The 24,744-nt window shown below is 61.8% G+C and carries 23 protein-coding genes; 10 read left to right on the forward strand and 13 right to left on the reverse strand.

The window, feature by feature from the left end:
- Positions 1-89: 89 nt before the first annotated feature.
- Complete coding sequence (locus tag RHEC894_RS17195; RefSeq protein WP_010067644.1) at positions 90-833, reverse strand: SDR family oxidoreductase; 744 nt, start codon at positions 831-833, stop codon at positions 90-92.
- A 106-nt stretch (positions 834-939) separates the two neighbouring features.
- Between RHEC894_RS17195 and RHEC894_RS17200 the strand changes: the two genes are divergently transcribed.
- The 3 genes from RHEC894_RS17200 to RHEC894_RS17210 are packed head-to-tail and all read left to right on the forward strand — an operon-like array spanning position 940 to position 2,858.
- Positions 940-1,848 (forward strand): LysR family transcriptional regulator, encoded by a 909-nt coding sequence (locus RHEC894_RS17200; RefSeq protein ID WP_085738176.1) that lies wholly within the window; start codon positions 940-942, stop codon positions 1,846-1,848.
- A gap of 24 nt (positions 1,849-1,872) precedes the next feature.
- On the forward strand, positions 1,873-2,187 hold the full coding sequence (locus tag RHEC894_RS17205) for a hypothetical protein (RefSeq protein WP_085738177.1): 315 nt from the start codon (positions 1,873-1,875) through the stop codon (positions 2,185-2,187).
- Positions 2,188-2,240: 53 nt separating this feature from the next.
- On the forward strand, positions 2,241-2,858 hold the full coding sequence (locus RHEC894_RS17210) for a DNA-3-methyladenine glycosylase (protein ID WP_085739028.1): 618 nt from the start codon (positions 2,241-2,243) through the stop codon (positions 2,856-2,858).
- Between the two features lie 57 nt (positions 2,859-2,915).
- On the opposite strand, the gene RHEC894_RS17215 is transcribed toward RHEC894_RS17210, so the two are convergent.
- From RHEC894_RS17215 to RHEC894_RS17225, 3 genes are read right to left on the reverse strand one after another with little or no spacing between them, the layout of a single operon-like run.
- Positions 2,916-4,457: a DHA2 family efflux MFS transporter permease subunit gene (locus RHEC894_RS17215; protein WP_085738178.1), complete on the reverse strand. Its 1,542-nt coding sequence runs from the start codon at positions 4,455-4,457 to the stop codon at positions 2,916-2,918.
- Positions 4,450-5,673, reverse strand: a complete 1,224-nt coding sequence (locus RHEC894_RS17220; protein ID WP_085738179.1) for an HlyD family secretion protein — start codon at positions 5,671-5,673, stop codon at positions 4,450-4,452. Before RHEC894_RS17220 ends, RHEC894_RS17215 begins: the two co-directional genes overlap by 8 nt.
- Positions 5,666-6,130: a MarR family transcriptional regulator gene (locus RHEC894_RS17225; protein ID WP_085738180.1), complete on the reverse strand. Its 465-nt coding sequence runs from the start codon at positions 6,128-6,130 to the stop codon at positions 5,666-5,668. Before RHEC894_RS17225 ends, RHEC894_RS17220 begins: the two co-directional genes overlap by 8 nt.
- A 525-nt stretch (positions 6,131-6,655) precedes the next feature.
- Between RHEC894_RS17225 and RHEC894_RS33420 the strand changes: the two genes are divergently transcribed.
- From RHEC894_RS33420 to RHEC894_RS17240, 3 genes are all read left to right on the forward strand, one after another.
- On the forward strand, positions 6,656-6,949 hold the full coding sequence (locus RHEC894_RS33420; RefSeq protein ID WP_245339479.1) for a hypothetical protein: 294 nt from the start codon (positions 6,656-6,658) through the stop codon (positions 6,947-6,949).
- 258 nt (positions 6,950-7,207) lie between these two features.
- On the forward strand, positions 7,208-8,386 hold the full coding sequence (locus RHEC894_RS17235) for an efflux RND transporter periplasmic adaptor subunit (RefSeq protein WP_085738181.1): 1,179 nt from the start codon (positions 7,208-7,210) through the stop codon (positions 8,384-8,386).
- Positions 8,383-11,568, forward strand: coding sequence for a multidrug efflux RND transporter permease subunit (locus RHEC894_RS17240; RefSeq protein WP_085738182.1), 3,186 nt, complete (start codon positions 8,383-8,385; stop codon positions 11,566-11,568). Before RHEC894_RS17235 ends, RHEC894_RS17240 begins: the two co-directional genes overlap by 4 nt.
- A gap of 6 nt (positions 11,569-11,574) precedes the next feature.
- Here the strand turns inward: RHEC894_RS17240 and RHEC894_RS17245 are convergent, their stop codons facing one another.
- The gene (locus tag RHEC894_RS17245; RefSeq protein ID WP_206427869.1) at positions 11,575-12,351 is read right to left on the reverse strand and encodes a metallophosphoesterase family protein; all 777 of its coding nucleotides are present in this window, start codon (positions 12,349-12,351) and stop codon (positions 11,575-11,577) included.
- Between the two features lie 216 nt (positions 12,352-12,567).
- On the opposite strand from RHEC894_RS17245, the gene RHEC894_RS17250 reads away from it, so the two are divergent.
- Positions 12,568-13,692, forward strand: coding sequence for an acyl-CoA dehydrogenase family protein (locus RHEC894_RS17250; protein ID WP_085738183.1), 1,125 nt, complete (start codon positions 12,568-12,570; stop codon positions 13,690-13,692).
- A gap of 1 nt (position 13,693) precedes the next feature.
- On the opposite strand, the gene RHEC894_RS17255 is transcribed toward RHEC894_RS17250, so the two are convergent.
- Together RHEC894_RS17255 and RHEC894_RS17260 are read right to left on the reverse strand one after the other, a co-directional pair.
- Positions 13,694-14,158: an Rrf2 family transcriptional regulator gene (locus RHEC894_RS17255; protein WP_085739030.1), complete on the reverse strand. Its 465-nt coding sequence runs from the start codon at positions 14,156-14,158 to the stop codon at positions 13,694-13,696.
- A gap of 175 nt (positions 14,159-14,333) precedes the next feature.
- Positions 14,334-15,122: an SDR family oxidoreductase gene (locus tag RHEC894_RS17260; protein ID WP_085738184.1), complete on the reverse strand. Its 789-nt coding sequence runs from the start codon at positions 15,120-15,122 to the stop codon at positions 14,334-14,336.
- Positions 15,123-15,262: 140 nt separating this feature from the next.
- Here RHEC894_RS17260 and RHEC894_RS17265 point away from each other — a divergent pair, with 140 nt between their 5' ends.
- On the forward strand, positions 15,263-16,033 hold the full coding sequence (locus tag RHEC894_RS17265) for a TIM barrel protein (protein WP_085738185.1): 771 nt from the start codon (positions 15,263-15,265) through the stop codon (positions 16,031-16,033).
- Here RHEC894_RS17265 and RHEC894_RS17270 read toward each other — a convergent pair.
- A complete protein-coding gene (locus tag RHEC894_RS17270; RefSeq protein WP_010066508.1) occupies positions 16,030-16,566 on the reverse strand; it encodes a hypothetical protein in 537 nt (178 codons plus the stop codon). The genes RHEC894_RS17265 and RHEC894_RS17270 overlap by 4 nt on opposite strands.
- 90 nt (positions 16,567-16,656) lie before the next feature.
- Between RHEC894_RS17270 and RHEC894_RS17275 the strand changes: the two genes are divergently transcribed.
- Positions 16,657-17,130: a cupin domain-containing protein gene (locus RHEC894_RS17275; protein WP_085738186.1), complete on the forward strand. Its 474-nt coding sequence runs from the start codon at positions 16,657-16,659 to the stop codon at positions 17,128-17,130.
- A 6-nt stretch (positions 17,131-17,136) separates the two neighbouring features.
- Here RHEC894_RS17275 and RHEC894_RS17280 read toward each other — a convergent pair whose 3' ends face one another.
- The 5 genes from RHEC894_RS17280 to RHEC894_RS17300 form a co-directional block, all read right to left on the reverse strand.
- Positions 17,137-18,246, reverse strand: a complete 1,110-nt coding sequence (locus RHEC894_RS17280; RefSeq protein WP_085738187.1) for a sn-glycerol-3-phosphate import ATP-binding protein UgpC — start codon at positions 18,244-18,246, stop codon at positions 17,137-17,139.
- 12 nt (positions 18,247-18,258) lie between these two features.
- A complete protein-coding gene (locus RHEC894_RS17285) occupies positions 18,259-19,173 on the reverse strand; it encodes an ABC transporter permease subunit (protein ID WP_085738188.1) in 915 nt (304 codons plus the stop codon).
- A 10-nt stretch (positions 19,174-19,183) separates the two neighbouring features.
- A complete protein-coding gene (locus RHEC894_RS17290) occupies positions 19,184-20,068 on the reverse strand; it encodes a sugar ABC transporter permease (protein WP_012485023.1) in 885 nt (294 codons plus the stop codon).
- 118 nt (positions 20,069-20,186) lie between these two features.
- Positions 20,187-21,542 carry an extracellular solute-binding protein gene (locus RHEC894_RS17295; RefSeq protein WP_085738189.1) on the reverse strand — a complete coding sequence of 452 codons (1,356 nt, stop codon included), beginning with the start codon at positions 21,540-21,542 and terminating at the stop codon, positions 20,187-20,189.
- 364 nt (positions 21,543-21,906) lie between these two features.
- On the reverse strand, positions 21,907-23,112 hold the full coding sequence (locus tag RHEC894_RS17300) for an ROK family transcriptional regulator (RefSeq protein WP_085738190.1): 1,206 nt from the start codon (positions 23,110-23,112) through the stop codon (positions 21,907-21,909).
- A gap of 223 nt (positions 23,113-23,335) precedes the next feature.
- Between RHEC894_RS17300 and RHEC894_RS17305 the strand changes: the two genes are divergently transcribed.
- Positions 23,336-24,574 (forward strand): extracellular solute-binding protein, encoded by a 1,239-nt coding sequence (locus RHEC894_RS17305; RefSeq protein WP_085738191.1) that lies wholly within the window; start codon positions 23,336-23,338, stop codon positions 24,572-24,574.
- Positions 24,575-24,744 lie beyond the last annotated feature (170 nt).

The following is a 24,744-nucleotide window of genomic DNA, read 5'->3' on the forward strand; positions in this document are numbered from 1 at the left end:
CATGCACAAGTGAACCACAAAGCAAGCTTCAATGGAATCCTGAATCACGTAAGCTGCGACACGCTCTAGGAACAGCCGTCGGTTCGTTGTCAGACCATCCCGCCATTGGCGCGCAGCGTCTGGCCGTTGATCCAGCCGCCGTCCGGGCCGGCGAGGAAGGCCACCGCTGCGGCAATGTCTTCAGGCGTGCCGAGGCGCTCCAGTGGGTTCATCTTCGCCATGCGGGCGATAAGCTCTTCCGATTTGCCGTTGAGAAAGAGGTCCGTGGCGACAGGACCGGGTGCGATGGCGTTGACGGTGATATTGCGGCCACGCATCTCCTTCGCCATGATCGCCGTCAGCGTTTCCACAGCAGCCTTGGTGGCGGCGTAGACGCCGTAGGTTTCGAGCTTCACCCCGACGACCGAGGTTGAGAAGTTGATGACCCGGCCACCGTCGCGCAGTCGCTTGGCCGCTTCCCTCAACGTATTGAACGTACCCTTGAGGTTGACGCCGATCTGGCGGTCGAAATGGGCATCATCGGCCTCGGCAAGCGAGGAAAGCATCATGATGCCGGCATTGTTGACGAGAACGTCGACACCGCCGAAGGCGGCTTCCGCGGCATCGAACATGCGGCGGACGGCTTGCGCATCGCTGACATCGGCTTTCTCAGTCAGCGCCGTGCCGCCGGCCTGCTCGATCTCCCGGGCGAGTTCCTCTCCCGGAGCCGCATTGCCGGAGTAATTGATGACGACGGTGAAACCGTCCTTGGCGAGGCGTTTGGCGACCGCCGCGCCGATGCCGCGGGAAGCGCCGGTGACCAGTGCGACCTTGCCGTTTTCGTTGGGAGCCATTGCCGTTCTCCTTCATCGCGTTTCGATGAGGGAAAGATGCGCCTTTTCCTTCGACGGATAATCATGCATATTTCGGCATTACTATCCGGGAATGGCGAACAAATAGATGGACAGATTCGATGCCATGCGGGTGTTTTGCCGAGTCGTGGAGCGTCGCAGCTTCACCCTTGCCGCCGAAGACACCGGCCTGCCGCGCTCGACCGTCACCGATGCGGTGAAGCAGCTCGAGGCGCGTCTCGGCGTGCGCCTGCTACAGCGCACGACACGCCATGTCAGCCCGACGCTGGATGGCGAAGCCTATTATCAGCGCTGCCTGTCGATCCTTGCCGATATCGAGGATGCCGAAGGCGCCTTTGCCGGCGCCAGGCCGAAGGGCCTGCTGCGCGTCGATGTGCACGGCACCCTCGCCCGCCATTTCGTGCTGCCGAGCCTGCCGTCTTTTCTCCAAACCTATCCCGAGATCGAATTCTACATGAGCGAGGGCGACCGGCTGGTCGATCTCGTGCGCGAAGGCATCGACTGCGTGCTGCGCGCCGGCACGCCCGGCGATAGCGACATGATCATCAGACGTGTCGCCATGCTCGACGAGATCACCCTCGCCTCGCCTGATTATATCGCCGCCCATGGACTGCCGCAGCATCCAGGCCGGCTTGCCGGCCACCGCATGGTCGGCTTCCGCTCCAGCGGCACCGGCAGCCAGTTGCCGCTCGAATTCACCGTCGACGGCGTGTTGCATGAGATCCGCATTCCCGCCACCGTCGCCGTCAACGCCGCCGAAAGCTACATTTCAGCGGCGAGGATGGGCCTCGGCCTGATCCAAATCCCGCGCTATCACGCTGAAAAAGATCTTGCCGAGGGAACGCTGATCCATGTGCTCAAGGATTTTCCGCCGACCCCGACACCGGTCTCCCTGCTCTACCCGCGCAACCGCCAGCTTTCACCGCGCGTACGCGTCTTCATCGACTGGCTGGTGAAGGTCTTCGCTCGACAAAATTCGCAAAACGCGCTTTGCTAATATGAGCGTTTCCGGGGAGCGGCCATGGCACTCAACGATATCACCGTCTACCAGACGGAAGACGGCTTCGTTGTCGAGTTCGGCGGCGAAGGTGAAGACAGCATTGCCGTGACGCTGCGGAGCAAGCCTGAACTGACCGCGGATAACGCCGTCTCGCGGGCCAAAACCCTGCTTGCGGCAGCCATCGAACCTGTCCATGGCGACGGCGCACGTGGCAAGGATCCCGCTTTGCTCGAAGAAGAGCTGGAGGAAGGCCTGGAAGATTCCTTCCCGGCGAGCGACCCGGTCTCAGTCACATCATCCTCGATCCCGATGCGCGATCCGAATGCCGGCCGCTGACGCGGGTGGGCCCAAAGCATGAAGCGATTTCGGGATGACGGCGGATGCACTGGATGTTATCTGCGTCGGCCATGACCGAGAGTGGAATGATATCGGGCGCGACCGGCGCCGGCGCGCTCACCGGCGAAAGCCTCAGGGCGTTTTTCGAGCGCGACGCGATCGCCGTTGCCCGTGATCTGCTCGGCTGCCATCTCACGGTCGACGGCGCCGGCGGCCGGATCACCGAGACGGAAGCCTATTTCCCCGATGACGAGGCCTCGCACAGCTTCCGCGGCCCGACCCAGCGCAACGGCGCCATGTACGGCCGGCCCGGTAACGTCTATATTTACCGCATTTACGGCATGTACTGGTGCCTGAACTTCGTCTGCCATCCGGGCTCGGCCGTGCTCATCCGCGCCCTTGAGCCGGAAATCGGAATCCCTCAGATGATGGAGCGACGCGGCACCGACATGCTGACGGCGCTCTGCAGCGGCCCGGGCAAACTCTGCCAGGCGCTCGGCATCGATATCGAGATCAACGACAGGCTGCTCGACCGCCTACCCTATGCGCTGACGCCGTCCATGCCGGCCCCGATCATCTCGGGAAAACGCATCGGTATCACCAAAAATGCCGAGGTGCCATGGCGCTTCGGCATTCAGGGGTCGCGTTATCTCAGCAAGCCGTTCCGTTAAGCAATTCCAGCAAAGTGTGCAGCGGTTTGCGTCCGGAATTGCGTGAAAGGCCAGAGCCTATTCCATGACGGCGCTGTGATCGACGGCGGGCGCCGCCTTCGGCTTGCGCAGCAAGAGCACCAGCGGAATGACCGCGAGCGACATCAGCATCAACAGCTTGAAATCGTCCATATAGGCGATGATCGTCGATTGCAGCGTGATGAGTTCGTTGAGCGAAGCGCGCCCGGCTGCTGTCACCGGACTGAGCCCCTGCGCCGCCACGGCATTGAAGGCATGGTTGAACGGCGTCACATAGGCCGCGATCGATTCATGATTGCTCTGCGTATTCTCCACGATCAGCGCCGAGACGATCGAGATGCCGACCGCCGAGCCGATGTTGCGCGACAGATTGTAGAGGCCGGTGCCGTCGCCGCGCATATGGGCGGGCAGCGTCGCGAAAGCGATCGTCGTCAGCGGCACGAAGAGAAAGCCCAGGCCGGCGCCCTGGATGAAGCCGACCGAGACGATCGTCCATTGCGAAACATCCGGCGTCCAGCCGGTCATGTCGTACATCGCCCAGGCAGTCAGGCCGAGACCGAGCACCAGCAGCACGCGCGTATCGACCTTGCCGATCAGCCGCCCGACAATGAACATGCAGAGCATGGTGCCGAGCCCGCGCGGCCCCATGACGATGCCGGCGGTAATGACGGGATAGCCCATCAGCGTCTGCAGATAGGGGGTCATCAGCGCCAGCGAGGCGAGATAGGTAACGCCGACCACGAAGATGAAGATCATGCTGACCGTGAAATTCTGGTCGAGGAACAGCTTCGGATTGACGAAGGATTTCTCTGCCGTCAGCGTATGCGCCAGCAGCAGATAGAAGGCGGCAGCGCAGACAATCGCTTCGAGCATGATCTCGCCGGAGGAGAACCAGTCGAGCTGCTCGCCCCGGTCAAGGAAGAGCTGCAGCGAGGCGATGAACAGGCTCATCATCCCGAAGCCGAACCAGTCCAGCTTGGCGAGCGCATCCCTCTTCGTTTCCGAAACGAAGATGACGATACCGGCGAAAGCAAGCGCGCCGATCGGCACGTTGATGTAGAACACCCAGCGCCAGCTGATATTGTCGGTCAGCCAGCCGCCGATAACAGGCCCGAGGACCGGCCCGACCATCACCGAGACGCCGAAAAGCGCCATGGCAGAGCCGCGCTCCTCCACCGTATAGATATCGAGAAGAATGCCCTGGGAAAGCGGCACCAGCGATGCGCCGAACAGTCCCTGCAGCAGGCGGAAGGCGACAATCTGGTTCAGCGATTGCGCCAGGCCGCAGAGCACCGAAGCAACCACGAAACCGGCGATGGCGACGAGCAGCACGCGCTTGCGGCCGAACTTGGCGGCGAGGAAACCGGAGGGCGGCGTCATGATCGCCGCCGCGACGATGTAGGAGGTCAGCACCCAGTTGATCTGGTCGGCGGAGGCCGACACGCTGCCCTGGATATAGGGCAGCGCCACATTGGCGATCGTTGTGTCCAACGCTTGCATGATGACGGCGAGGATGACGCAGGCCGTGATCGCGCCGCGATTGGCGACCGGGCTCGCCGAAGATGCGGAGGCGTTACTCATGATCCTTGACCTGAGACCGCCCCAGGAGCTTGTTGACGAAGTCGGGCAGGCCTCTGATATGGCCGGTATCGACATCGACCACCGTGCTCATGCCGACGCGAAGTGGCGGCTTGCCTTGTGCATCCTCGATGCTGACGCGCATCGGAATGCGCTGGACGACCTTCACCCAGTTGCCGGTGGTGTTCTGCGCCGGCAGCAGCGAGAAGCTGGAGCCGGAGGCCGGGCTGATGCTCTCGACCTTGCCCTTCCACGTCACACCGGGATAGGTGTCGACGTAGATCTCGACGGTCTGGCCTGCTTTGACATAGGTCAGCTCGGTTTCCTTCGGGCTGGCGGCGATCCACAGGTGATCGGTGGCGACAAGCGAGAAGGCCTGCTGCGAAGCCTGCAGGTAGGAGCCGACCTGGAGCGCGTTGACATTGGTGACGATGCCGTCAAACGGCGCCTTGACGACGCTGTGGTCGAGTTCGCGCTGGGCGTTGTCGACCTGCGATTTGGCCTGCAGATAGAGCGGATTTTCCTCGACCGGCTGGTCGGCGCTGCCGCCGAGCTGGGCGAGTGTCGTTGCGGCTTCCGCCTTGGCGACGGCAACCTTCTGCTGCGCAGCCTCGAGATTGTGCTTGGCCTCGTCATAGGCCGATTGCGTCGCGCTGCCATTGTTGACGAGGTTCTGCTGCCGGTCGAACTGATCCTGGTAATAGGGAATGTCGGCTTGGGCCTGCGTGATCTCGGCGAGCGACTGCTGGTAGCTGGCCTTGAGGTTCATGATCTGGTTGCGCTGCACGCCGAGCTGCGCCTTGGCGCCGTCGAGCGCGATCTTGAAGGAATCGGCCTTCAGGCTGAAGAGCACCTGCCCCGCCTTGACCGCCTCGTTCTCATGCACGTCGATCTTCTCGACGATGCCCGAGACGTCGGTGGTGAGCCCAACCATGTCGGCCTGGAGATAGGCATTGTCGGTCGACATCACCTGGCCGCCATTGACGTAATAGTAGCCGCCGACGACCAGCGCCACCGGTAGCAGGGCGAAAAGGACGGGGCGCGTGAGACTGCGCCGGCGGCGGACCTTGTTGCCGCCAGGCGCAGCCACGGCGGCAGCCGGCGCTGAATTGGATGAAGGCGCTTCGGCTACCGTTTCCTGCTGTTTGGCTTGGTTTTCTTCGACAGATGTCTTGGCATCGGCGTCGGCAACGACGCGGAGGGAGGGTTTATCAGCCATCGTTCATCTCATTTTCTTCGACCGGTGTTCGGCAAGCCTGCACCAGGTTCGTCTTCATTACGGACAGAATTTGATAAAGCTGCTCACGCTGCTCGGCCGACACGCTTTGCAACGCTTCTGCGCGGGTGGTGTCGCCGAGCTCGCGCATTTCAGCGAGCAGCGGGTGCGCCTCATCGCGCATATAGAGCAGCCAGATGCGCCGGTCGGTCGGGTGCTGGCGGCGCTCGATCAACCCGCGCTCGGCGAGCTTGTCGAGGATGCGCACCAGCGTGATCGGCTCGACTTCGAGGATTTCCGCAAGGCCGCTCTGGTGGATGCCTTCATTGTTCGAGAGATAGGCCAGCGTCTGCCATTGCGACCGGGTCAGCCCCAGACACTTCGCGCGTTGCTCGAACCGCTTGCGCAGCAGCCGTGCGACGTCGTGGAGAAGGAAGCCGAGGGTTGGCGTGGCGCTCATGGAGACCTGCGATCGTCAATTTATAAGCATACTTATGATATCGGTAGATATATTGAGCATGCCGACCGCGCAAGGGTGCGGCCGAAGGATTTCGAAGGCACAGCCAAAATGCCGCAGCTGCGGCCAGGACGCTCGCAATCGTCGTCTCTCTCCGGGATGCAAGACTTCCGTCCAGTGGTCGCAGCCGGGCTTCGGCCCTAATTTCGGGTAGCGATTGCCTCCGCCGGAGGTGCGCAGGAGGGCTGGCATTCTTCGAAAGCATGCTGACGCTGCTCCTGGTGGCGATCGTCTTCCTGCAATTCTCCAGGAAATTCCGCGTCCCTTATCCCACGATGCTGGCGATCGCCGGCATCATCGTTGCAGCCGTACCCTGGGGGCCCGGGGTCGCCATCGATCCTCAGCTAGCGCTGGCGCTGTTGATCGCGCCGGTGCTTTTCGACGCCGCCTCTGGGGCCGCTGATCCGTTTCCGGAAATTCAACCCCGACACCTCCCTGGAGCGCGATCTCACCAGGACCCGAGTCATCTTGATCGACGCAGCACTGGCAGAGCTCGCCGGCGGCGAGGACAAATCCACCCGCATCCTGCGCGAAGTCTATACTTCCGAGCGTGAGATCGCCGCCGACGGGAAACACCCGCGCAAAGTCAGCAGGCTCGACAGGCAGAGCCGCAGCGTCATCACCGCCAAACGCCGTAAACTGGCAGCCATGCGCCATGCCGGCGAGATCGACGACGATGTTTTCCACATGCTGGAACAGGAGCTCGATTGGGCCGAGCTTGCCGTCCTGCCGCCCGGCCGCGACGAGATCGTCGAGAGCTGACGTGCCCCATGAAGTTTGAACGGATTCTGCAACCGCAGCCAATTGGCATTTGCTATTTTTCGCCGCTGCCGTTTATATCCAGTTCCATAGCGTTACGATTTTTCCGATGTGCATTGCGTGCCGGCCTTCCTTTCCAAGGATTGGACACCGGGGGAAATCGCGGGGGCCGAGGCCTTCGTCCAAAGCAAAGACCTGACTAGCATCACTTCATCTTAGCTTCGTCGGCAGTCGATCGGCCGTCGAGATTGGAGGACCGGTATGACTTACGTGCTTCGACAGATGTTGGCGCTTGGCTGCATCGCCACGTTCATGCCTCTGGCCGCGATGGCGCAGGGCGCACCGGCTGCTCCTCCTCCCGTCACCGTCGCAAAACCGGTGGTGCGCGATGTCGTTGATAACGACGAATTCATCGGCCGGTTCCAACCGGTCGACGAAGTCTCCGTCCGCTCGCGCGTCGGCGGATACCTGCAGGAAGTTCATTTCGAGGACGGCGCCTTGGTCAAACAGGGCGACTTGCTCTTCGTCATCGACCAGCGGCCGTTCATCACCGCGCTCAACCAGGCAAAGGCCACGCTCGAAGCCTCGCAGTCCACCCTTGTCTTCGCCGATGCTCAGTACAAGCGCGCCCAGTCGCTCGCTTCGAGCGGCAGCCAATCCGCGCAGACGCTGGACGATCGTCGCCGCGAATTCGATTCCGCCCAGGCCAATGTCCGCGGCGCTCAGGCCGCCGCCGATCGCGCCGCTCTCGACCTCGAATATACCGAGATCAAGGCGCCGCTCAGCGGCCGTATCGACCGCCGCCTGCTCTCGACCGGCAATCTCGTGCAGGCCGACCAGACGGTACTCACCACGATCGTCTCCCTCGATCCGATCGATTTTTACTTCGATGTCGACGAGCGCCGCCTGCTGAATTTCGCCGACACCGCGCGCAAGCAGGGCAAAGATCTGCAGCTCGGCGGCGGCGGCGTCGACGTATCCGTCACGATTTCCGACCCCACGGCCAAACCTTTCATGGGGAAACTCGATTTCGCCGAGAACCGGGTCGACAACGAGAGCGGCACCATCCGCATCCGCGCCCGGCTTGCAAATCCCGATCTCGTGCTGCAGCCGGGCTTGTTCGGCCGTGTGCAGGTCGCCGCTTCCAATACCTACAAGGCCATTCTCGTCCCGGACGAGGCGATCGGCTCGGACCAGAATGAACGCGTCGTTTATGTCGTCGATGCGCAAGGCAAGGTTTCGACCAAGCCGGTACGGCCCGGACCTCGGCTCTACGGCTATCGCGTCATCCGTGAAGGCCTCGACGGCAGCGAGACGATCATCGTCAACGGCCTGATGCGGGCGCGACCGGGTTCGACCATCACGCCGCAGATGAGCGAACTGCCGCAGGAGCGGCAGGACACTCCGCCCGAATCCGCAAACGCGGAGAGCGGACAATGAGATTCGCCCATTTCTTCGTGGACCGGCCGATCTTTGCGGCCGTCATCTCGATCCTCTTTCTCGTCGTCGGCGGCATCGCCTATACGCAGCTGCCGGTCTCCCAATATCCGGAGATCGCGCCGCCGACCATCGTCGTGCGCACCTCCTATCCGGGCGCCGACCCGCAGACCATCGCCGACACCGTTTCGACCCCGCTCGAGCAGCAGATCAACGGCGTCGAAGACATGCTGTACATGTCGTCCTATTCCAGCGCCGACGGCGCCATGTCGCTGACGATCACCTTCAAGCTCGGCACCGATCTCGACAAGGTGCAGGTGCTTGTCCAGAACCGCGTTTCGATCGCGCTGCCCCGTCTTCCTGAGGAGGTTCAGCGGCTCGGCGTCACCACCGACAAGAGCTCACCTGACCTGATGATGGTGGTGCACCTCCTGTCGCCCTCGCACCGTTATGATCAGCTTTATGTCTCGAACTATGCCCGCAACCGCATCCGCGACGTGCTCGTGCGCCTGGACGGTGTCGGCGACGTGCAGATCTTCGGCGAGCGGCAGTATTCGATGCGCATCTGGCTGGATCCGGAAAAGCTCTCCGCCTACGGCATGACGTCCGACGACGTCGTCTCCGCTTTGAGGGATCAGAACGTCCAGGTATCGGGCGGCAAGATCGGCGCGCCGCCGGTGACCGGTAGGAACGCCTTCGAATATACGGTGCGAACGGACGGGCGCTTCTCCGATGCGCGCGAATTCCGCTATGTCATCGTCAAATCGACGGGAGCGGGCAGGCTGGTGCAGTTGCAGGATGTCGCCCGAATCGAGCTCGGCGCGCAGGACTACGTCACCAACAGTTACCTCAACAACGACCCTGCGGTCGCTCTCGGCATTTTCGCCCGGCCGGGAACCAACGCTCTCGATACGGCCCACCAGGTCCAGACGCTGATGAAGGATATCTCCCAGACCTTCCCTGAGGGACTGGAGTATCGCATCGTCTACGACACGACCGAATTCATCTCGGATTCGATCGACGAGGTCTACAGAACCATCGCCGAAGCGGCCATCCTGGTGGCGATCGTCGTTCTCGTCTTCCTGCAATCCTGGAGGACCGCGATCATCCCGATCGTCGCCATTCCCGTCTCGCTCATCGGCACCTTCGCCATCCTGCTCGCCTTCGGTTTCTCGCTCAATATGCTGACGCTGTTCGGCCTGGTGCTGGCGATCGGCATCGTCGTTGATGACGCGATCGTGGTGGTGGAAAACGTCGAACGCAATCTGGCGCGCGGCATGTCGCCGAAGCAGGCCTCCCACGTGACGATGGATGAAGTCGGCACCGCTGTTGTGGCGATCTCGCTGGTGCTGATCGCGGTCTTCGTGCCGACGGCCTTCATCCCCGGTATCTCGGGCCAGTTCTACAGGCAGTTCGCGGTGACGATCTCCGTCACGACAGCAATCTCGGCATTGAACTCTCTGACGCTTTCGCCGGCACTTGCAGGCATATTGCTGAAAGCCCATGATCACGAGACCAAGCGCAAGAGCATCGCGTCACGCTTGGGATCAGGTCTTGCAAACGGCTTCAATCGCGGCTTCGATCGGATGAGCTCGGGCTATTCCTGGATTGTCCGGCACCTTGTCAGAAGCTGGGTGGGCCTGACCTGCTCCATGCTCGCCTTCGCCGCCCTTCTCGGCGCGACCTGGTACATGAGCACCAGGGTGCCCTCGGGTTTCATCCCGACCATGGACCAGGGTTACGCGATCGTCGTGGTGCAGCTTCCCGACGGCGCCTCGCTTGCGCGGACCGATGCCGTCGTCAAACAGGTGGGCGACATCGCCCGAACCGTGCCCGGTGTCGGCAACGCCGTGCAGTTTGCCGGTTTCAGCGGGGCGACCTTCACCAATGCCTCGAATGCGGGCGTGGTCTTCGTTCCGTTCAAATCCTTCGCCGAACGCGAGGAAGGCGGAGAAAACGCCAACAAGATCATCGGCGACCTCTTCGGCAAGCTGCAGAGCATCCAGGAAGCCTTCATCATCGCCATCCCGCCGCCATCCGTGCGCGGCGTCGGCAATTCCGGCGGCTTCAAGATGCAGATCTCCGACCTTGAAAACCCCGATATGACACGCGTGCTGGGTCTTGCCCGCCAGATGATGGGGGCGGCGGCAACGACCGAGGGGTTGACCGGCGTCTTTACGACATTCTCCGATGCCAGCCCGCAATATTTCCTGTCGATCGACCGCGACAAGGCGCGCTTCCTGAACGTGCCGATCCCAAATATCTTCAATGCGCTTTCGATCAACCTCGGCGTCGCCTACGTGAACGACTTCAACGCGTTCGGCCGGGTTTACCAGGTTCGCGCCCAGGCCGACCGGCAATACCGCATGGACAGGGAAGATATCCTTGCGCTGAAGGTACGCTCGGCAACCGGTGCGCTGGTGCCTCTCGGCACTCTGATGGACATTCAGGATTCCAGCGGCCCGGCGCTCGTCCAGCGCTACAACATGTATGTTTCGGTGCCGCTTCAAGGCAATCCGACGCCCGGCACTTCGACGGGCGATGCCCTGAAGAAGATGGAGGCACTGGCGGCCAAAATTCTGCCGCCCGGAACGACCTTCGAATGGACGGAACTTGCCTATCAGGAAACCCATACCGGCAACACCGCCGTCTACATCTTCGCCCTCTCCGTCATTTTCGTCTTCCTGGCGCTGGCGGCCCAATATGAAAGCTGGGTTCTGCCGCTCGCGATCATTCTCATCGTCCCGCTGGCCGTGCTCGCCGCACTGATCGGGGTCTCGCTGAGAGGCATGGACAACAACGTCCTGACGCAGATAGGCCTGATCGTCCTGATCGGCTTGGCGGCGAAAAACGCCATTCTGATCGTCGAGTTCGCCAGGCAGGCGGAAGAGGAAGGCAAGTCACCGGTGGAGGCCGCCATCGAGGCCAGCCACCTTCGCCTGCGCCCGATCCTGATGACGGCATTCGCCTTCATCTTCGGTGTCCTGCCGCTCGCCATCGCCACCGGCCCCGGCGCCGAAATGCGCCAGTCGCTCGGCACCGCCGTGTTTTCGGGCATGCTCGGCGTGACGATCTTCGGCCTGTTCCTGACGCCGGTCTTCTACGTCGTGCTGCGCGGCTGGCGCCGCAAGCAACCGGTTGAAAAGACGGTCGAGGCTGCACCAGTCGAGAGAGAAACGGTTTAAGCCTGGTCAGGTGGAAAATAGATGCACCTGGCCCTGCCACAGACGGGCGACGGTGAGTTTGCCGCTGCGAAAAGCGCGTGTGTCGAGATTGAGACGCCGGGTCCGAATGTCCGGCGCGTCGTTCGGGGTATGACCGTGCACGACGAGTTTCGGCAGCGGCACCCGGCTTTCCAGAAAACGGTGGCGGATGAGCACCAGATCCTCGTCGGTCTGCGCCGCAAGCGGCCGTGCCGGATCGATGCCGGCATGCACGAACAATACGCTCGGCGTGTCCAGCATGATGGGCATCGCCCGCATGAAATCGACATGCGTATGCGGCAACGAATGGCGGATGAAAGCATCGAGCTGGACGCCGGAAGGGAAGACCAGCGGCAGATGCTCCGGATCGAGGCCATAGGATTTAAGCGATTGCGCCGACCCCATCCGCATCCAGTCGTCATAGGACGCCCAGCCATCGATATAATCGAGCATGGCGATCTCATGATTGCCGGCCAGACAGATGCGGTCGAAACCATCAGGCGGCGGCTCCATCAGGTGGTCGATCACCTGCGCCGATTGCGGGCCGCGGTCGATATAGTCGCCGAGCGTCACGATCAGCTTGCGCCCCGGCAGCCGTGCGCCATCGCGCAAAATCGCCTCCTCGGCTTCAACAAGCAGGTCGTAACGGCCGTGAATGTCACCGATCGCGTAGGTGGGAACTGCGGCAATATCCAGCGTCAGACGTGGTCTCTGCTGGCGTGCCATTTTCCAAACCTCGCTGTTGCGCGCAAGGGAGTCGCTCATCATGTTTCTCGATCAAGAAGGCCCCAGCTGACCGTAAATAGCGCGAAGGACAAGGCGATCAAGCTGGTAGGAAAATTCAAACCACTCGGCTTTTGTAGAAAAACCGGCCTTATCATGCGTGGGGCAATCCCTCACTGCTGTATCGATCGCATCGGCCGCGAAAACGGATCGGTTGGAAAGCACTATGCGTGGAGTCGCTGTAGGAAAGGGTGATCGGTGGGAACGGTATCGCAGTTTCATCACAGCCTCAGGCCTCCCGCGCACCGCATCGAAAGCGAAGAAGAGGCAATATCCACGGCCCGCAACCTCGCCGCCGCATTCCGGCATCAGGCGAGCGAACGCGATATCAACCGCAGCCTGCCTCACGCCGAGCTCGACGCGCTGTCGATATCGGGGCTGACGGCGATCACCGTTCCGCCCGACTATGAAGGGCTCGATATGTCGAATGCCCTGCTCGCCGAAATCGTTGCGATCATTGCCGAGGGCGACGCCTCGATCGGCGAAGCGCTGGAAAGCCATTTTTGCGTGCTGGAGACGCTCCGCACCCAGGCGACCGAGGATCTGCAGGCATCGCTGTTTGCCCGCGTACTGCAAGGCGACCGTTTCGCGGGCGCTATTTTCGCCGACGGCACCGAACTGACGGCCGAAGGCCCGGGTTATCGCCTGAGCGGGCGTACCCGGCAGGCGCCCGGCATTCTTTTCGCCGACTGGATCGCCGCTGCCGCCACCGTGCCGCCCAGCCGTCCGGTGACGCTCTACCTCGCAAGCGGCGACGAAGGCGTGCAGGTGGTCGACGATTGGGATGGCTTCGGTCAGCGCACCAACGGATCGGCGACGGCGATCGTCGGCACGCTTCACGTCAATGCCGATACCATTGCGCCCGCCCCCTCCTCCGGATCTTCGACCGGCATCTCGCTGGGCCTGCTGCTGAAGGCCGGCGTCAGCCTGGGCATTGCGCGGGCCGCTTGGACCGACCTTACGGCTGCGGTCGGCGACAACGCCGACATACTTCCCCGGCTGGGCGAACGCGCCCTCCGTATCGAAACGGCAGCAGCGACCTTGGAACGGGCCGGCCGCAAACTCGATATCGCTCAGGTCAATCCTGTGGAGGCCGCGATGGCGGATGCACATTTCTCCGCCTCGGCGGCCGCCATTCTGGCCGCGGAAATGGCGCTCGACACGGCAACCGCACTGTTCGAACTGGCGGGAGAAACGTCGGCCGGCATCGGTCTTAATCTCGACCGGCATTGGCGCAACGCCCGCATTCACACGCTCTCGCTGCCGCGCGATAGACTGTTGCGCGCCGCAGGCGAATTTAGCTCGAAAGTCGGCAGCGCCTAATTCAGCTGGCGGCCGAGACCGGGAATTCTTCCTTGTCGCCGTCGATGCGGCCACCGTCGGAAACGAATTGTTCGAGGCTCATATTGTCGAGAATGGCGGCGATCGCGTCCCGGACATCGGTCATCGAGCGCCGCACCTGACAGGTTGCCGGATCGGCGCAGTCGTCGCAGGCCTCATAGGCCGTGCGGCTGGCGCAGCGGATCGGCGCCAACGGCCCGTCGAGCGTGCGGATGACATGGCCGATGCGGATTTCCGAGGCCGGCCGCGACAGGGAATAGCCCCCGCCCGGGCCCTTCTTCGAACGCAGGATGCCGACATTGCGCAGTTCGAGCAGGATCGTATCGAGGAACTTCTTCGGGATATTGTTGCGTGACGCGATGTCGTTGATGAAGGCGGTTTCTCCCGGCGCCAGCCGCGCCAGATCGACCAGCGCCTTCAGCCCGTATTTTCCCTTTTTCGTCAGCATCGTCGTCGCCTTGTGGAAATCGCAGTATTTATCCTGCCAATAGCAGGCAAATAGCGTCAAAAGCGTGAACATACAACAAAATAGCTATTATTTATAGCTTATCTCGGCAACATCCACAGGACTGCGGCAGCCTCGATAAGGATCGGCCTGCCGCGCCCTTTGCCGGCAATCTCGCTCAGATCGTCTTCAGCATGCCACCGTCGACGAAATAGGTCGAGCCGATGCAATAACTCGCGCGCTCCGAACTCAGGAAGACGAAGACGTTTGCCAGCTCCTCCGGCGTACCGAAGCGTTTGGAGGCGGCGTGCTCATCGGCGACACTCTGCAGGTAGCCCTCCCAGTTGCCACCGGTTTCGGCCGTCAATTGCTTGGCGGTCTTGATCCAGTCAGGCGTCAGGATCAGGCCGGCATTGACGCAGTTGACACGGATATCGTCCTTGATGAGCTCGGTCGAGAGCGTCTTCGAAAACATCATCAGCGCCGACTTGCTGACATTGTAAATCGGCTCGTACCAGAGCGGCTGGACCGCGCAGATCGAGGCATTGTGCAGGATCACGCCGCCGCCGCGTCGCTTCATCTGCGGGGCGATGCCGCGCGCCAGCCGTACGGCGGCCATCACATGCAGCTCCCAATAGGCCTGCCACTTCTCGTCTGGGGCCTCCATGACCGTTTCGTTCGAGCCGGTGCCGGCATTGTTGATGAGGATATCGGCACCGCCTTTTTCGGCCGCCGCCGCAATGATCGCCTCGGTTCCGGCAACGGTCGCTACATCGGCGGCGACAGCGGCGGCACTGACCCCATATTTCTCCGCGATGCGGGCAGCCTCTGCTTCCAGCCGTTCACCGCCGCGTGCCGCCAAGACGAGATTGGCGCCCTCAGCCGCCAGCCCCTCGGCGATTGCCAGCCCAATGCCGATCGACGCACCCGTTATGACGGCGATCTTTCCCTTCAATCCGAGATCCATGTCTTCCTCCGCTGGCAGCCGGTGGTCCGGCCCGAAAGGCCGAGTGTTTCGCCAATGAATTCCGGCGTCAAGCGTCCGAACGCCTATTGCGGCAGGCTCCGATCTATCGCAGCCTGCATCAACACCAAGGAGGAGTTTGCATGCGCCGTTATTCCGCCTGCATAGAGTGGCTGTTTGCCGAAGAGGACGCCAGCTTTCCCGATCGCATCCGCCGCGCCCGGGCCGGCGGCCTGACCGCGGTCGAATTCTGGCGGTGGACCGACAAGGATCTGGACGCGATCGAAGCCGCGCTCGATGAAACCGGCCTTGCCGTCACCAGCCTCGTCGCCGAGCCGATGATCGCTCTGACCGACGCCGGCAACCGGCAGGCCTGGCTGAAGGGCCTCGCCGATTCCGTCACCGTCGCCCAGCGCCTCGGCGTGCCGGTACTGATCGCCCAGGCCGGCAACGACCTTGCGGGCTTGAGCCGCGCAGAACAGCGCCTGGCACTTACCGAAACGCTGAAAGCCGGCGCCGATATTCTTGCTGGCAGTGGTGTCCGTCTCGGCGTCGAGCCGCTCAACATCCGCATCGACCATATCGGCTATTTCCTCGACTCGACCCGCGAAGGTCTCGACATCATCGACGACGTAGCCCGCACCGAGATCGGCATCGTCTACGACATCTACCATTCCGCCGTCATGGACGAACGCACCGAAGAGGTGCTCGACAGCCGTCTCGACCGTGTTTTCCACGTTCATGTCGCCGATCATCCCGGCCGCAACGAACCGGGCTCCGGCGGCATCGACCTTGCCCACCGCCTCGGCTGGATCTTCGCCAACGGCTATGACGGCGCCGTCGGCCTGGAATACCGGCCGACCAGACCCGGCGCCGACGCCGTCAGGGCGGCGATCGCTTCGCTCGGCGGTTAGGCCGAACCGGCGCCTTCGGCAAAGGCTTCAAGCTCGGCGTCGAACTCGACCTCGACGACATTGTTGAAAACGGCGGTCGCCAGCATGATGCCGGCAAAGGCGACGAGATCGACGAGCACCTTGGTTTCGTAGCGCTGCTTCAGCCTCGCCCAGAGTTCCGCCGGCACGGCGTTGGAATCGGCAACGATCGCCCTGCCGAAGGCTTCGAGCAGCGCCTCATTGTCGGAAAAATCAAGCGCATCGGGATCAAAGCCCTTATTGATCAGCGCCCGGCGAAAGAAGGTAATGGCGATCTTCGATTTCGCCGCCTTCGAGATCGCAAGCGAGAAGATCCAGATCTCCCGGTCGCTGACGGCAGGATCGAGCTCGGCCCGCAGCGTGAACCATTCGGCATAGATGCGGTGGGCGACCGGCGAATGTAACAGTGTGCGTTTCATGTTGGTCATGCGCCCGCGCAGCCTGACTTCCTCGTCATGCGCCGCCCGAACTTCCGGTGAAGCGGTGTCGTAGTCGATCTGCGGGAGGTGGCTCATCGGTCCGCTCTTTCTGCTGCATCGAGGTAAATCCGCTTGGCCGTCGCAATACTCCCGCCTAGACTGATCCGATCAATGCGGAGGCTAGGCATGAGCGGCGACCACGATCATTCTCACATCGACTGGCGGGAGCACGGCGTCAAGGTCATCCCCGGCAATTCACTCGACCCGAACACGGCCCAAACGCCGGGCATGAACCGCGCCACTGCAATCAACAATGCGCGCGCCGGCGCCGAGAAGATCTGGGCAGGCACGGTGACGATCCATGCCAATGCCAAGACCGGCGCCCACCATCACGGCGATCTCGAAAGCATCATCTATGTGGTCAAGGGCAAGGCCCGCATGCGCTGGGGCGAGCATCTGGAATTTACCGCCGAGGCCGGCCCCGGCGATTTCATCTACGTTCCGCCCTATGTGCCGCACCAGGAGATCAATGCCAGCCGCGACGAGACGCTGGAATGCGTGCTCGTCCGCTCAGGCCAGGAGCCGGTCGTGGTCAACCTGGATATCGAGCCGGTCGAGAAACCGGAAGACGTCCCCTGGATCGACCCCATCCACCGCTGACGCCGCTCAGGCGTGAACGGCGGCGGCGCTGTTCACCGCCGTGTTCTCGATGATCCGGCCGGTATCGGCGGCATAGAGGTGGATTGCATTGTGATCGATCGCGATGCCGATGGGATCACCCGATTTCACCATCACGGCCTCGGTCAGCGCCACGGCAAAGGGCAGCCCGTCGAAATCGGCATGAACGACGCGGCTGGCGCCGAGTTCTTCGATGAAATCGGCTGTCGCGACCAACGCGCCGGGCGCATCCGGGGCCACCAGCCGGGCGGCCTCGGCGCGCATGCCGAGCACGACGCGTTTGCCCTTCAGCGGTGCGGCGCGTTCGCGCGGCAGCGCGATCTTGCGGCTCTGATCGTAAACGAAGACGCCCTCGTCGTTGATCGTGCCTTCGAGCAGGTTCATCGCCGGTGTGCCGACGAAGCCGGCAACGAAACGCGAGACCGGATGATGATAGACCTCTTCCGGCGTGCCGACCTGTTCCACCCTGCCGCCGTTCATCACCACCAGCCGGTCGGCCATCGTCATCGCCTCGGTCTGATCGTGCGTGACGAAGATCGAAGTGGCGCCGAGGCGCCGGTGCAGGCGGCGGATTTCGGCACGCATGGCGATGCGCAGCTTGGCGTCGAGGTTCGACAGCGGCTCGTCGAAGAGGAACACCTTCGGTTCGCGGATCATCGCACGGCCCATGGCGACGCGCTGACGCTGGCCGCCGGAAAGAGCGGCCGGGCGGCGGTCGAGGAAAGGTTCGAGGCTGAGCGCCTTGGCGACCTCGGCGATGCGCCGATTGCGCTCCGCCTTCGCAACGCCCGCGACCTTCAAAGTGTAGCCGATATTCTCGGCGACTGTCATGTGCGGATAGAGCGCATAGTTCTGGAACACCATGGCGCAGCCGCGCTCGCGCGGCTCCAGCTGGTTGACGACGCGGCCATCGATGGCGATTTCGCCGCCGCTGATTTCCTCGAGCCCGGCGATCATGCGCAGCAGCGTGGACTTGCCGCAGCCTGACGGACCGAGGATGACGATAAATTCGCCGGACTGGATCTCCAGGTCGACGCCGTGAACGACGGGAGTCTTGCCGTAGCTTTTCTTCACATCACGGATTGAGATCGGTGCCACAGGACTGCTCCTTCACTTCTCGGTGGAGATAAGGCCGCGCACGAACCAGCGCTGCATCAGGATGACGAGCAACAACGGCGGCGACATGATGATAAGTGTGCCTGCCATGGCGACGTTCCAGTCGGGCAGGCCGAATTCGGACGGGATTAGGGTCTTGAGCTGCGTCACCGCAATGCCGAAATTCGGATCGGTGGTGACGAGCAGCGGCCAGAGATACTGGTTCCAGGCCCAGACGAACATGATGGTGAAGAGCGCAATCATGTTCGACCGCGACAGCGGCAGCAGTATGTCGATAAAAAAGCGGACGGCGCCGGCGCCGTCCATCTTCGTCGCCTCGGCAAGCTCGTCCGGAACGGTCAGGTAGAACTGACGGTAAAGGAAGGTGCCGGTCGCGGTGGCGACGAGCGGCGCCACGAGGCCGGTATAGGAATTCAACAGACCCCATTCGAGTTTGATCTGGATGCCGGACACCCAGGCGACCAGCGCGGTAATTCCGGTGATATCGAGGATCGTCTGGAAAGGCTGCAGCGCATTGGCGGCAATCGAATAGGTCGGCACGATGCGCACTTCCAGCGGCAGCATCAGCGTGATGAAGATGATCCAGAAGATCAGATGCCGGCCGCGGAAGCGGAAGTAGACGATCGAGAACGCCGCCATGGCGGAAAGGATGACCTTGCCGGCGCCGACCGCAGTGGCGAAGATGATGCTGTGGATCAGCTTGTTGCCGAGATCGGCGCGCGTCCAGGCAGCCTGTGCATTTTCCCAGAAATGCGAACTCGGGGTCAGCGGCAGCGGCACGCGGTTGACCGTCTCCAGATCGAGCGTCGATGCGATGATGACGATAACGAAAGGCAGAAGCGCGATCACCATGCCGAGCGCGAGAATGGTATAGCAGATAAAGTTGAATATCGGCGTGCGTTCGATCATGTCCGCGACCTCACTTGTAGTGCACGCGCCGCTCGATGAAGCGGAACTGGAAGATGGTGAGAAGGACGACGAGCGCCATGAGGATAATCGACTGGGCGGCCGCGCCCGAATAATCCAGTCCCCTGAAGCCATCGAAATAGATCTTGTAGACCATGAGTTCCGTCGCCCGTGCCGGCCCGCCCTGGGTCATGACGTCGACGATGCCGAAGGAATCCTGGAAGCTCTCGGTGATGTTGATGACGAGCAGGAAAAACAATGTCGGCGTCAAGAGCGGCAGTTGGAGATCCCACATGCGGCGCAACGGCCCGGAGCCATCCATGGCGGCAGCCTCGATCAGCGAACGCGGAATGCCCTGAAGCGCCGAAAGGAAGAAGATGAAATTATAGCCGATATATTTCCAGGAAAAGGCGATGATCACGGCGATCATCGCGTCCTTGCCGTCGAGCGCCGGGTTCCAGAGACCGGGCCAGACATGATTGATGACGGAGAGAAGACCGGCCTCCGGCGCCAGGATGAAGCGGAAGGCAAGACCGAGAGCGGGCGCGGCAATCGCGTAAGGCCAGATGAAGACCGACCGGTAGATTTTATGGCCGCGCAGCTCACGATCGGTCAGAAGCGCCAGGATCAGCGCCATCCCCATGGCGATCGCCGTCGAGCTGAAGCCGAAGATCATGCTGCGGGTGATCGACTCCCAATAGATCGGATCACTGAGCAATTGCTTGAAATTGTCGAAACCGACCCAGGCATTGCCGCCGCCCCACGGCTGCTCGAGCGTGAACGCCCAATAGAGCGCCTGCGCACTCGGCCAATAGAAGAAGACGAAGATCAGCAGCAGCATCGGAAACGCGAAGAGCAGTCCGATCGTCGTCGAGGAGAAGGTGACGCGCTTTTCCATGGGTGGTGGTTTTCGGCCTGGTTAGGCACGGGCGGCGAGTTCGCCTCCGCAGCCGGTATGAATGTACAAGGACACACCCGGCACGCAAGGCGGGCCGGGTGCGGCTCATATCGGTCGATCAGGGAAGCTGAACGTTCTTGTAAGTCTGCTGGAAGCGGCGCAGCAGCTGGTTGCCGCGATCGGCAGCGCCGTCGAGCGAAGCCTGAACGTCGGCGTTGTTGACGAAGATAGCCTGCAGGCCGTTGGCGAGCTCGGTGCGGACCTGCAGCAGGCCACCGAGGCGGATGCCGTGCGGAGCCGTATCGTCGGCAGGCGATGCGGTCAGGCTCTGAATGGCGAGTTCGCGGCCGGCATAAGGAGCCTTGTCGTAGAAGCCCTGCTTCTTCAGATATTCGAAGCCGGAGTTACGAACCGGGATATAGCCGGTGACGGTCGACCAGGTGAGGGCTTCTTCCGGCTTTGCGATGAAGTTGAAGAAGGCAGCGGCGGCCTTGTATTCGGCGTCGGTGTGACCCTTCAGAACCCAGAGCGAAGCACCGCCGACATAAGAGCTGTGGCGGGTTGCATTGCCGTAGGTCGGGAGCATCGCGACGCCCCAGTTCATGCCCTGCTTGGCGGTGCGGCCGATATTGCCGTGGTCGCCGACAGAGGTCAGGATGACCTGGCAATCGCCGGCGGCGAAGGCTTCGACGAAGGTCTGGCCGACGGCCTTGTTCTTGATGAAAGCCAGCTTGTTGTCGTACCAGGACTTGAGGTCCTTGATGTAGCTGACGAGCAACGGGTTCTTGTTGTAAGTCAGCTCGGCATCGAGACCTTCAAAGCCGTTCTTCTTCGTCGCGATCGCTTCGCCGTTAACGGCTTCGAACTGCTCGATATACTGCCAGACTTCGTTGTTGGAGATGTCGAAGGCGAGCGGGCAAGCATAACCTGCATCCTTCAGAGCCTTGAAATCTTCGCCGGCTTCCTGCCAGGTGGCCGGAGCATGGTCCTTGCCGATCTTGGCGAAGGCGTCCTTGTTCCAGTAGAGCAGAGCGGTCGAGGAGTTGAAGGGGAAGGAATACATCTCGCCCTTGGACGTCGCATAATAGTTTGCGATGCCGGAGAAGTAATCCTTCCAGTCGACGGTGTAGCCCATGTCGGTCATCAGCTGGTTGGCCGGGTAGTAGGCGCCGGAAAGCATGATGTCGAGCGTGCCGGCGTCGGAGACCTGAGCGATGGTCGGCTGCTTGCCGGCGCGGAAGGCGGCAATGGTGTTCTGCAGGGACGCGTCGTAGCTGCCCTGGCTGGTGCAGACGACTTCGTAATCAGCCTGCGACTGGTTGAAGCGATCGCACTGTTCCTGGACACGCTTTGCGATGTCACCGGAATTCCCGAACCAGAAGTCAATCTTGGTCTTATCGGCGGCGGCAGCGGGACCAGCAAGAAACGCTGTAGCGAGAAGGGCGCCGACGGCGCCGAGAAGCTTGGCTTGCATGAGAACCTCGAACGTAAAAGGGACGCGCACTTTCGGCGCACGCCCTATTAACTGGTTCAAATTGCCGCGGCCAATGAATATTACATGACATGCAACGATCGAAACCGCGCCGTCACAAAACCTTCATTTGGATATTATTTGCCACGGCCGAGACTATATTTGGAGAAGTCTCACCAGCCACCCCCAGCGCACTGCCGAACATTCATATTTATATTCGAATAAATATAATTTTCAAGGGTTTTCAATATTTGCTTATATTGCGACAGCCTGTCGTTATTCGCCGATATCGTTGCTTGACACTTACGAAGAAGCCCCATTTTTCAACTCTTGCACTGCTGTGCAACGCTCGGTTTCAGCCCCTGAATCAGAGGGAATCCTTCAAAATTGCAGCAAAATGCGGATCGAATGCACGACTGATCGGTCCGGCGGCGGCCCCGAGCGCCACCGACCAGGGATCGGCCATGCCGGGCTGCAGGCGCGGCAGCGTCCGGCCACGCCGTTCGGCGATCGAGGGCAGCAGCGGGCCGATGGCCGCGATCAACCGGTTCACCAAGGCCTCCGGGGCGCTGCCGCAGAGGATCACTGTCTGCGGATCGAAGACCGTTTCGATGAGATGGATGCTCCAGCGCAGGTCCGCCGCCGCCGCTGCGATCCAGGTCTCTATGCTTTGGTCGCCCTTGGAGACAAGGTTGCTGATCTGTGCGTGCAGATCGGCATCGGCCGGATCGATCGACAGGTGTTGGTAGAGCGAGGCGAGCGAGGCGCGATGTTCGAGCGGCGTCGATTTACCGTCGGCAAACAACAGCGCCATGCCGATCTCGCCGGCATTGCCGTTGGCGCCGCGGTAGAGTTCGCCATTCAGAATGAGGCCGGCGCCGATGCCGTAACCGACGAAGAGGCAGACGGCATGGTCGAGGCCATGGGCAACTCCTACCATGCGCTCGGCGGTCGCCGCCGCCGCCGCATCGTTCTGCAGGCCGACATCGAGCCCGGTACCGGCGGTCAGCGTTTCCAACAGCGGAAACTTCTGCCAGGCCTCCATCATCCAGGGGTCGTCACCGCTGCCGGCGACGCCGAAGGGGCCGGGCATGGCGATGCCAAGGCCGACCAGCCGCTTTTCCGACTGCTGGACGATTCCGGCAAGTTTTGCACGCACGCCGGCAACCAGATCGAGGATGACCTTCGCGCCTTCCGACGGACCTCCGGCGGGCAGGCCCGCCTCATCACGCACGAGAACGCTGCCGACGAGATCGACCGCGACGGCACGCGTCACATGCCGGTCGATCTGCAGGCCGATCGCGAAGGCGCCCTCGGGAACGAGCCCATAGGGCGTCGAGGGCTGACCTCGGCCCTTCCGCACCGCTGCCTGCGAACGGACGAGGCCGTCGCGCTCGAGTTCTTCGATGATATTCGACACCGTCTGCTTGGTCAGCCATGTCGCCCGCGCCAGATCGGCGCGTGAAAGTGCACCGTTCATCCTCAAGGCATCGATCATCACGCGCCGGTTATGTGCGCTGGTGCCTTCGTGATTGGTGCCGCTCTTGGCCCGGATCGGCCTGACGTCGCTCATGTGCAATTGCCTCTTGACTCCAATAGAATGTTGAAGAAGTAATAAGTCAAGACAATTGACTTATTAAGGGACCGGAGAGTTCCAGGGAACGCAGGAGGCCGGACAAGGCCCCGACGACGCTCCGAGACGACAATCGGCACGTTTCCCTACGTGCCTTCTCGAAGACCGATGGCGGGAGGGCCGCCCTCGGCAATGCGTAAATGTCACAAAACTGGAGGCTGCAATGCTGAAATCCCTTACCAAGACGCTTCTGGGTGCGGCCTTGATCGGCGCATCACTTGCGCCGCATGCTTTCGCCGAGACGACGCTGAACGCGCTTTTCATGGCGCAGGCCGCTTACAGCGAGGCCGATGTGCGCGCCATGACCGATGCCTTCGCCAAGGCGAACCCCGACATCAAGGTCAATCTCGAATTCGTTCCCTATGAAGGCCTGCACGATAAGACGGTACTGGCGCAGGGTTCCGGCGGCGGTTATGACGTCGTCCTCTTCGACGTCATCTGGCCGGCCGAATACGCCACCAATAAGGTGCTGGTCGACGTCTCCTCGCGCGTCACCGACGAGATGAAGAAGGGCGTGCTGCCGGGTGCCTGGACCACCGTGCAGTATAACGGCAAATATTACGGCATGCCGTGGATCCTCGATACCAAATACTTGTTCTACAACAAGGAAATCCTCGAAAAGGCCGGCATCAAGGCGCCGCCGAAGACCTGGGACGAACTAACCGAGCAGGCAAAGACAATCAAGGACAAGGGCCTGCTCGCCACCCCGATCGCCTGGAGCTGGTCGCAGGCGGAAGCCGCGATCTGCGACTATACCACGCTCGTCAGCGCCTATGGCGGCGATTTCCTCAAGGACGGCAAGCCCGCCTTCCAGGCCGGCGGCGGCCTCGATGCTCTGAAATACATGGTCGGGAGCTATGCCTCCGGCTTGACCAATCCGAACTCCAAGGAATTCCTGGAAGAGGACGTTCGCAAGGTCTTCGAAAATGGCGATGCCGCTTTCGCGCTGAACTGGACCTACATGTACAACATGGCCAACGACCCGAAAGACAGCAAGGTGGCGGGCAAGGTCGGCGTCGTGCCGGCACCGGGTGTGGCCGGTAAGAGCCAGGCTTCCGCCGTCAACGGCTCGATGGGCCTCGGCATCACCTCCGCCAGCCAGCATCCCGACGAGGCCTGGAAATACATCACCTTCATGACCTCGCAGGCGACACAGAACGCCTACGCCAAGCTCAGCCTGCCGATCTGGGCCTCTTCCTATGAGGACCCTGCAGTCACCAAGGGCCAGGAAGAGCTGATTTCCGCCGCCAAGGTCGGCCTTGCCGCCATGTATCCGCGCCCGACGACACCGAAATATCAGGAGCTGTCGACCGCGCTGCAGCAGGCGATCCAGGAATCGATGCTCGGTCAGTCCTCTCCCGAGGATGCGCTGAAATCGGCCGCCGAAAACAGCGGCCTCTAAAGCATGTCGCGCAAAAGTGTGCAGCGGTTTTGCGATAACGACATGTGTAAAAACAAAGACCTAAAGCGCAAGAAGCGAATCTGAAAGATCGCGACGCGCTTTAGGTCCGGCATGAACCCCCGGGCGGCGCCCGCCGCCCGGCCTCCAGAACCTATGAATGAAAAGGGTCG

This window comes from Rhizobium sp. CIAT894 (genome assembly GCF_000172795.2).
Classification (GTDB): domain Bacteria; phylum Pseudomonadota; class Alphaproteobacteria; order Rhizobiales; family Rhizobiaceae; genus Rhizobium.

Coding starts and splice junctions, on each gene's coding strand:
- RHEC894_RS17205 (WP_085738177.1), top strand. CDS start 1,873: ATGGCACTCAACGATATCACCGTCTACCAGACGGAAGACGGCTTCGTT.
- RHEC894_RS17295 (WP_085738189.1), bottom strand. CDS start 21,542: ATGCAAGCCAAGCTTCTCGGCGCCGTCGGCGCCCTTCTCGCTACAGCG.
- RHEC894_RS17300 (WP_085738190.1), bottom strand. CDS start 23,112: ATGAGCGACGTCAGGCCGATCCGGGCCAAGAGCGGCACCAATCACGAA.
- RHEC894_RS17305 (WP_085738191.1), top strand. CDS start 23,336: ATGCTGAAATCCCTTACCAAGACGCTTCTGGGTGCGGCCTTGATCGGC.
- RHEC894_RS17270 (WP_010066508.1), bottom strand. CDS start 16,566: ATGAGCCACCTCCCGCAGATCGACTACGACACCGCTTCACCGGAAGTT.
- RHEC894_RS17210 (WP_085739028.1), top strand. CDS start 2,241: ATGTTATCTGCGTCGGCCATGACCGAGAGTGGAATGATATCGGGCGCG.
- RHEC894_RS17275 (WP_085738186.1), top strand. CDS start 16,657: ATGAGCGGCGACCACGATCATTCTCACATCGACTGGCGGGAGCACGGC.
- RHEC894_RS17245 (WP_206427869.1), bottom strand. CDS start 12,351: ATGAGCGACTCCCTTGCGCGCAACAGCGAGGTTTGGAAAATGGCACGC.
- RHEC894_RS17235 (WP_085738181.1), top strand. CDS start 7,208: ATGACTTACGTGCTTCGACAGATGTTGGCGCTTGGCTGCATCGCCACG.
- RHEC894_RS17240 (WP_085738182.1), top strand. CDS start 8,383: ATGAGATTCGCCCATTTCTTCGTGGACCGGCCGATCTTTGCGGCCGTC.
- RHEC894_RS17285 (WP_085738188.1), bottom strand. CDS start 19,173: ATGATCGAACGCACGCCGATATTCAACTTTATCTGCTATACCATTCTC.
- RHEC894_RS17215 (WP_085738178.1), bottom strand. CDS start 4,457: ATGAGTAACGCCTCCGCATCTTCGGCGAGCCCGGTCGCCAATCGCGGC.
- RHEC894_RS17265 (WP_085738185.1), top strand. CDS start 15,263: ATGCGCCGTTATTCCGCCTGCATAGAGTGGCTGTTTGCCGAAGAGGAC.
- RHEC894_RS17200 (WP_085738176.1), top strand. CDS start 940: ATGGACAGATTCGATGCCATGCGGGTGTTTTGCCGAGTCGTGGAGCGT.
- RHEC894_RS17225 (WP_085738180.1), bottom strand. CDS start 6,130: ATGAGCGCCACGCCAACCCTCGGCTTCCTTCTCCACGACGTCGCACGG.
- RHEC894_RS17255 (WP_085739030.1), bottom strand. CDS start 14,158: ATGCTGACGAAAAAGGGAAAATACGGGCTGAAGGCGCTGGTCGATCTG.
- RHEC894_RS17260 (WP_085738184.1), bottom strand. CDS start 15,122: ATGGATCTCGGATTGAAGGGAAAGATCGCCGTCATAACGGGTGCGTCG.
- RHEC894_RS17195 (WP_010067644.1), bottom strand. CDS start 833: ATGGCTCCCAACGAAAACGGCAAGGTCGCACTGGTCACCGGCGCTTCC.
- RHEC894_RS17290 (WP_012485023.1), bottom strand. CDS start 20,068: ATGGAAAAGCGCGTCACCTTCTCCTCGACGACGATCGGACTGCTCTTC.
- RHEC894_RS17220 (WP_085738179.1), bottom strand. CDS start 5,673: ATGGCTGATAAACCCTCCCTCCGCGTCGTTGCCGACGCCGATGCCAAG.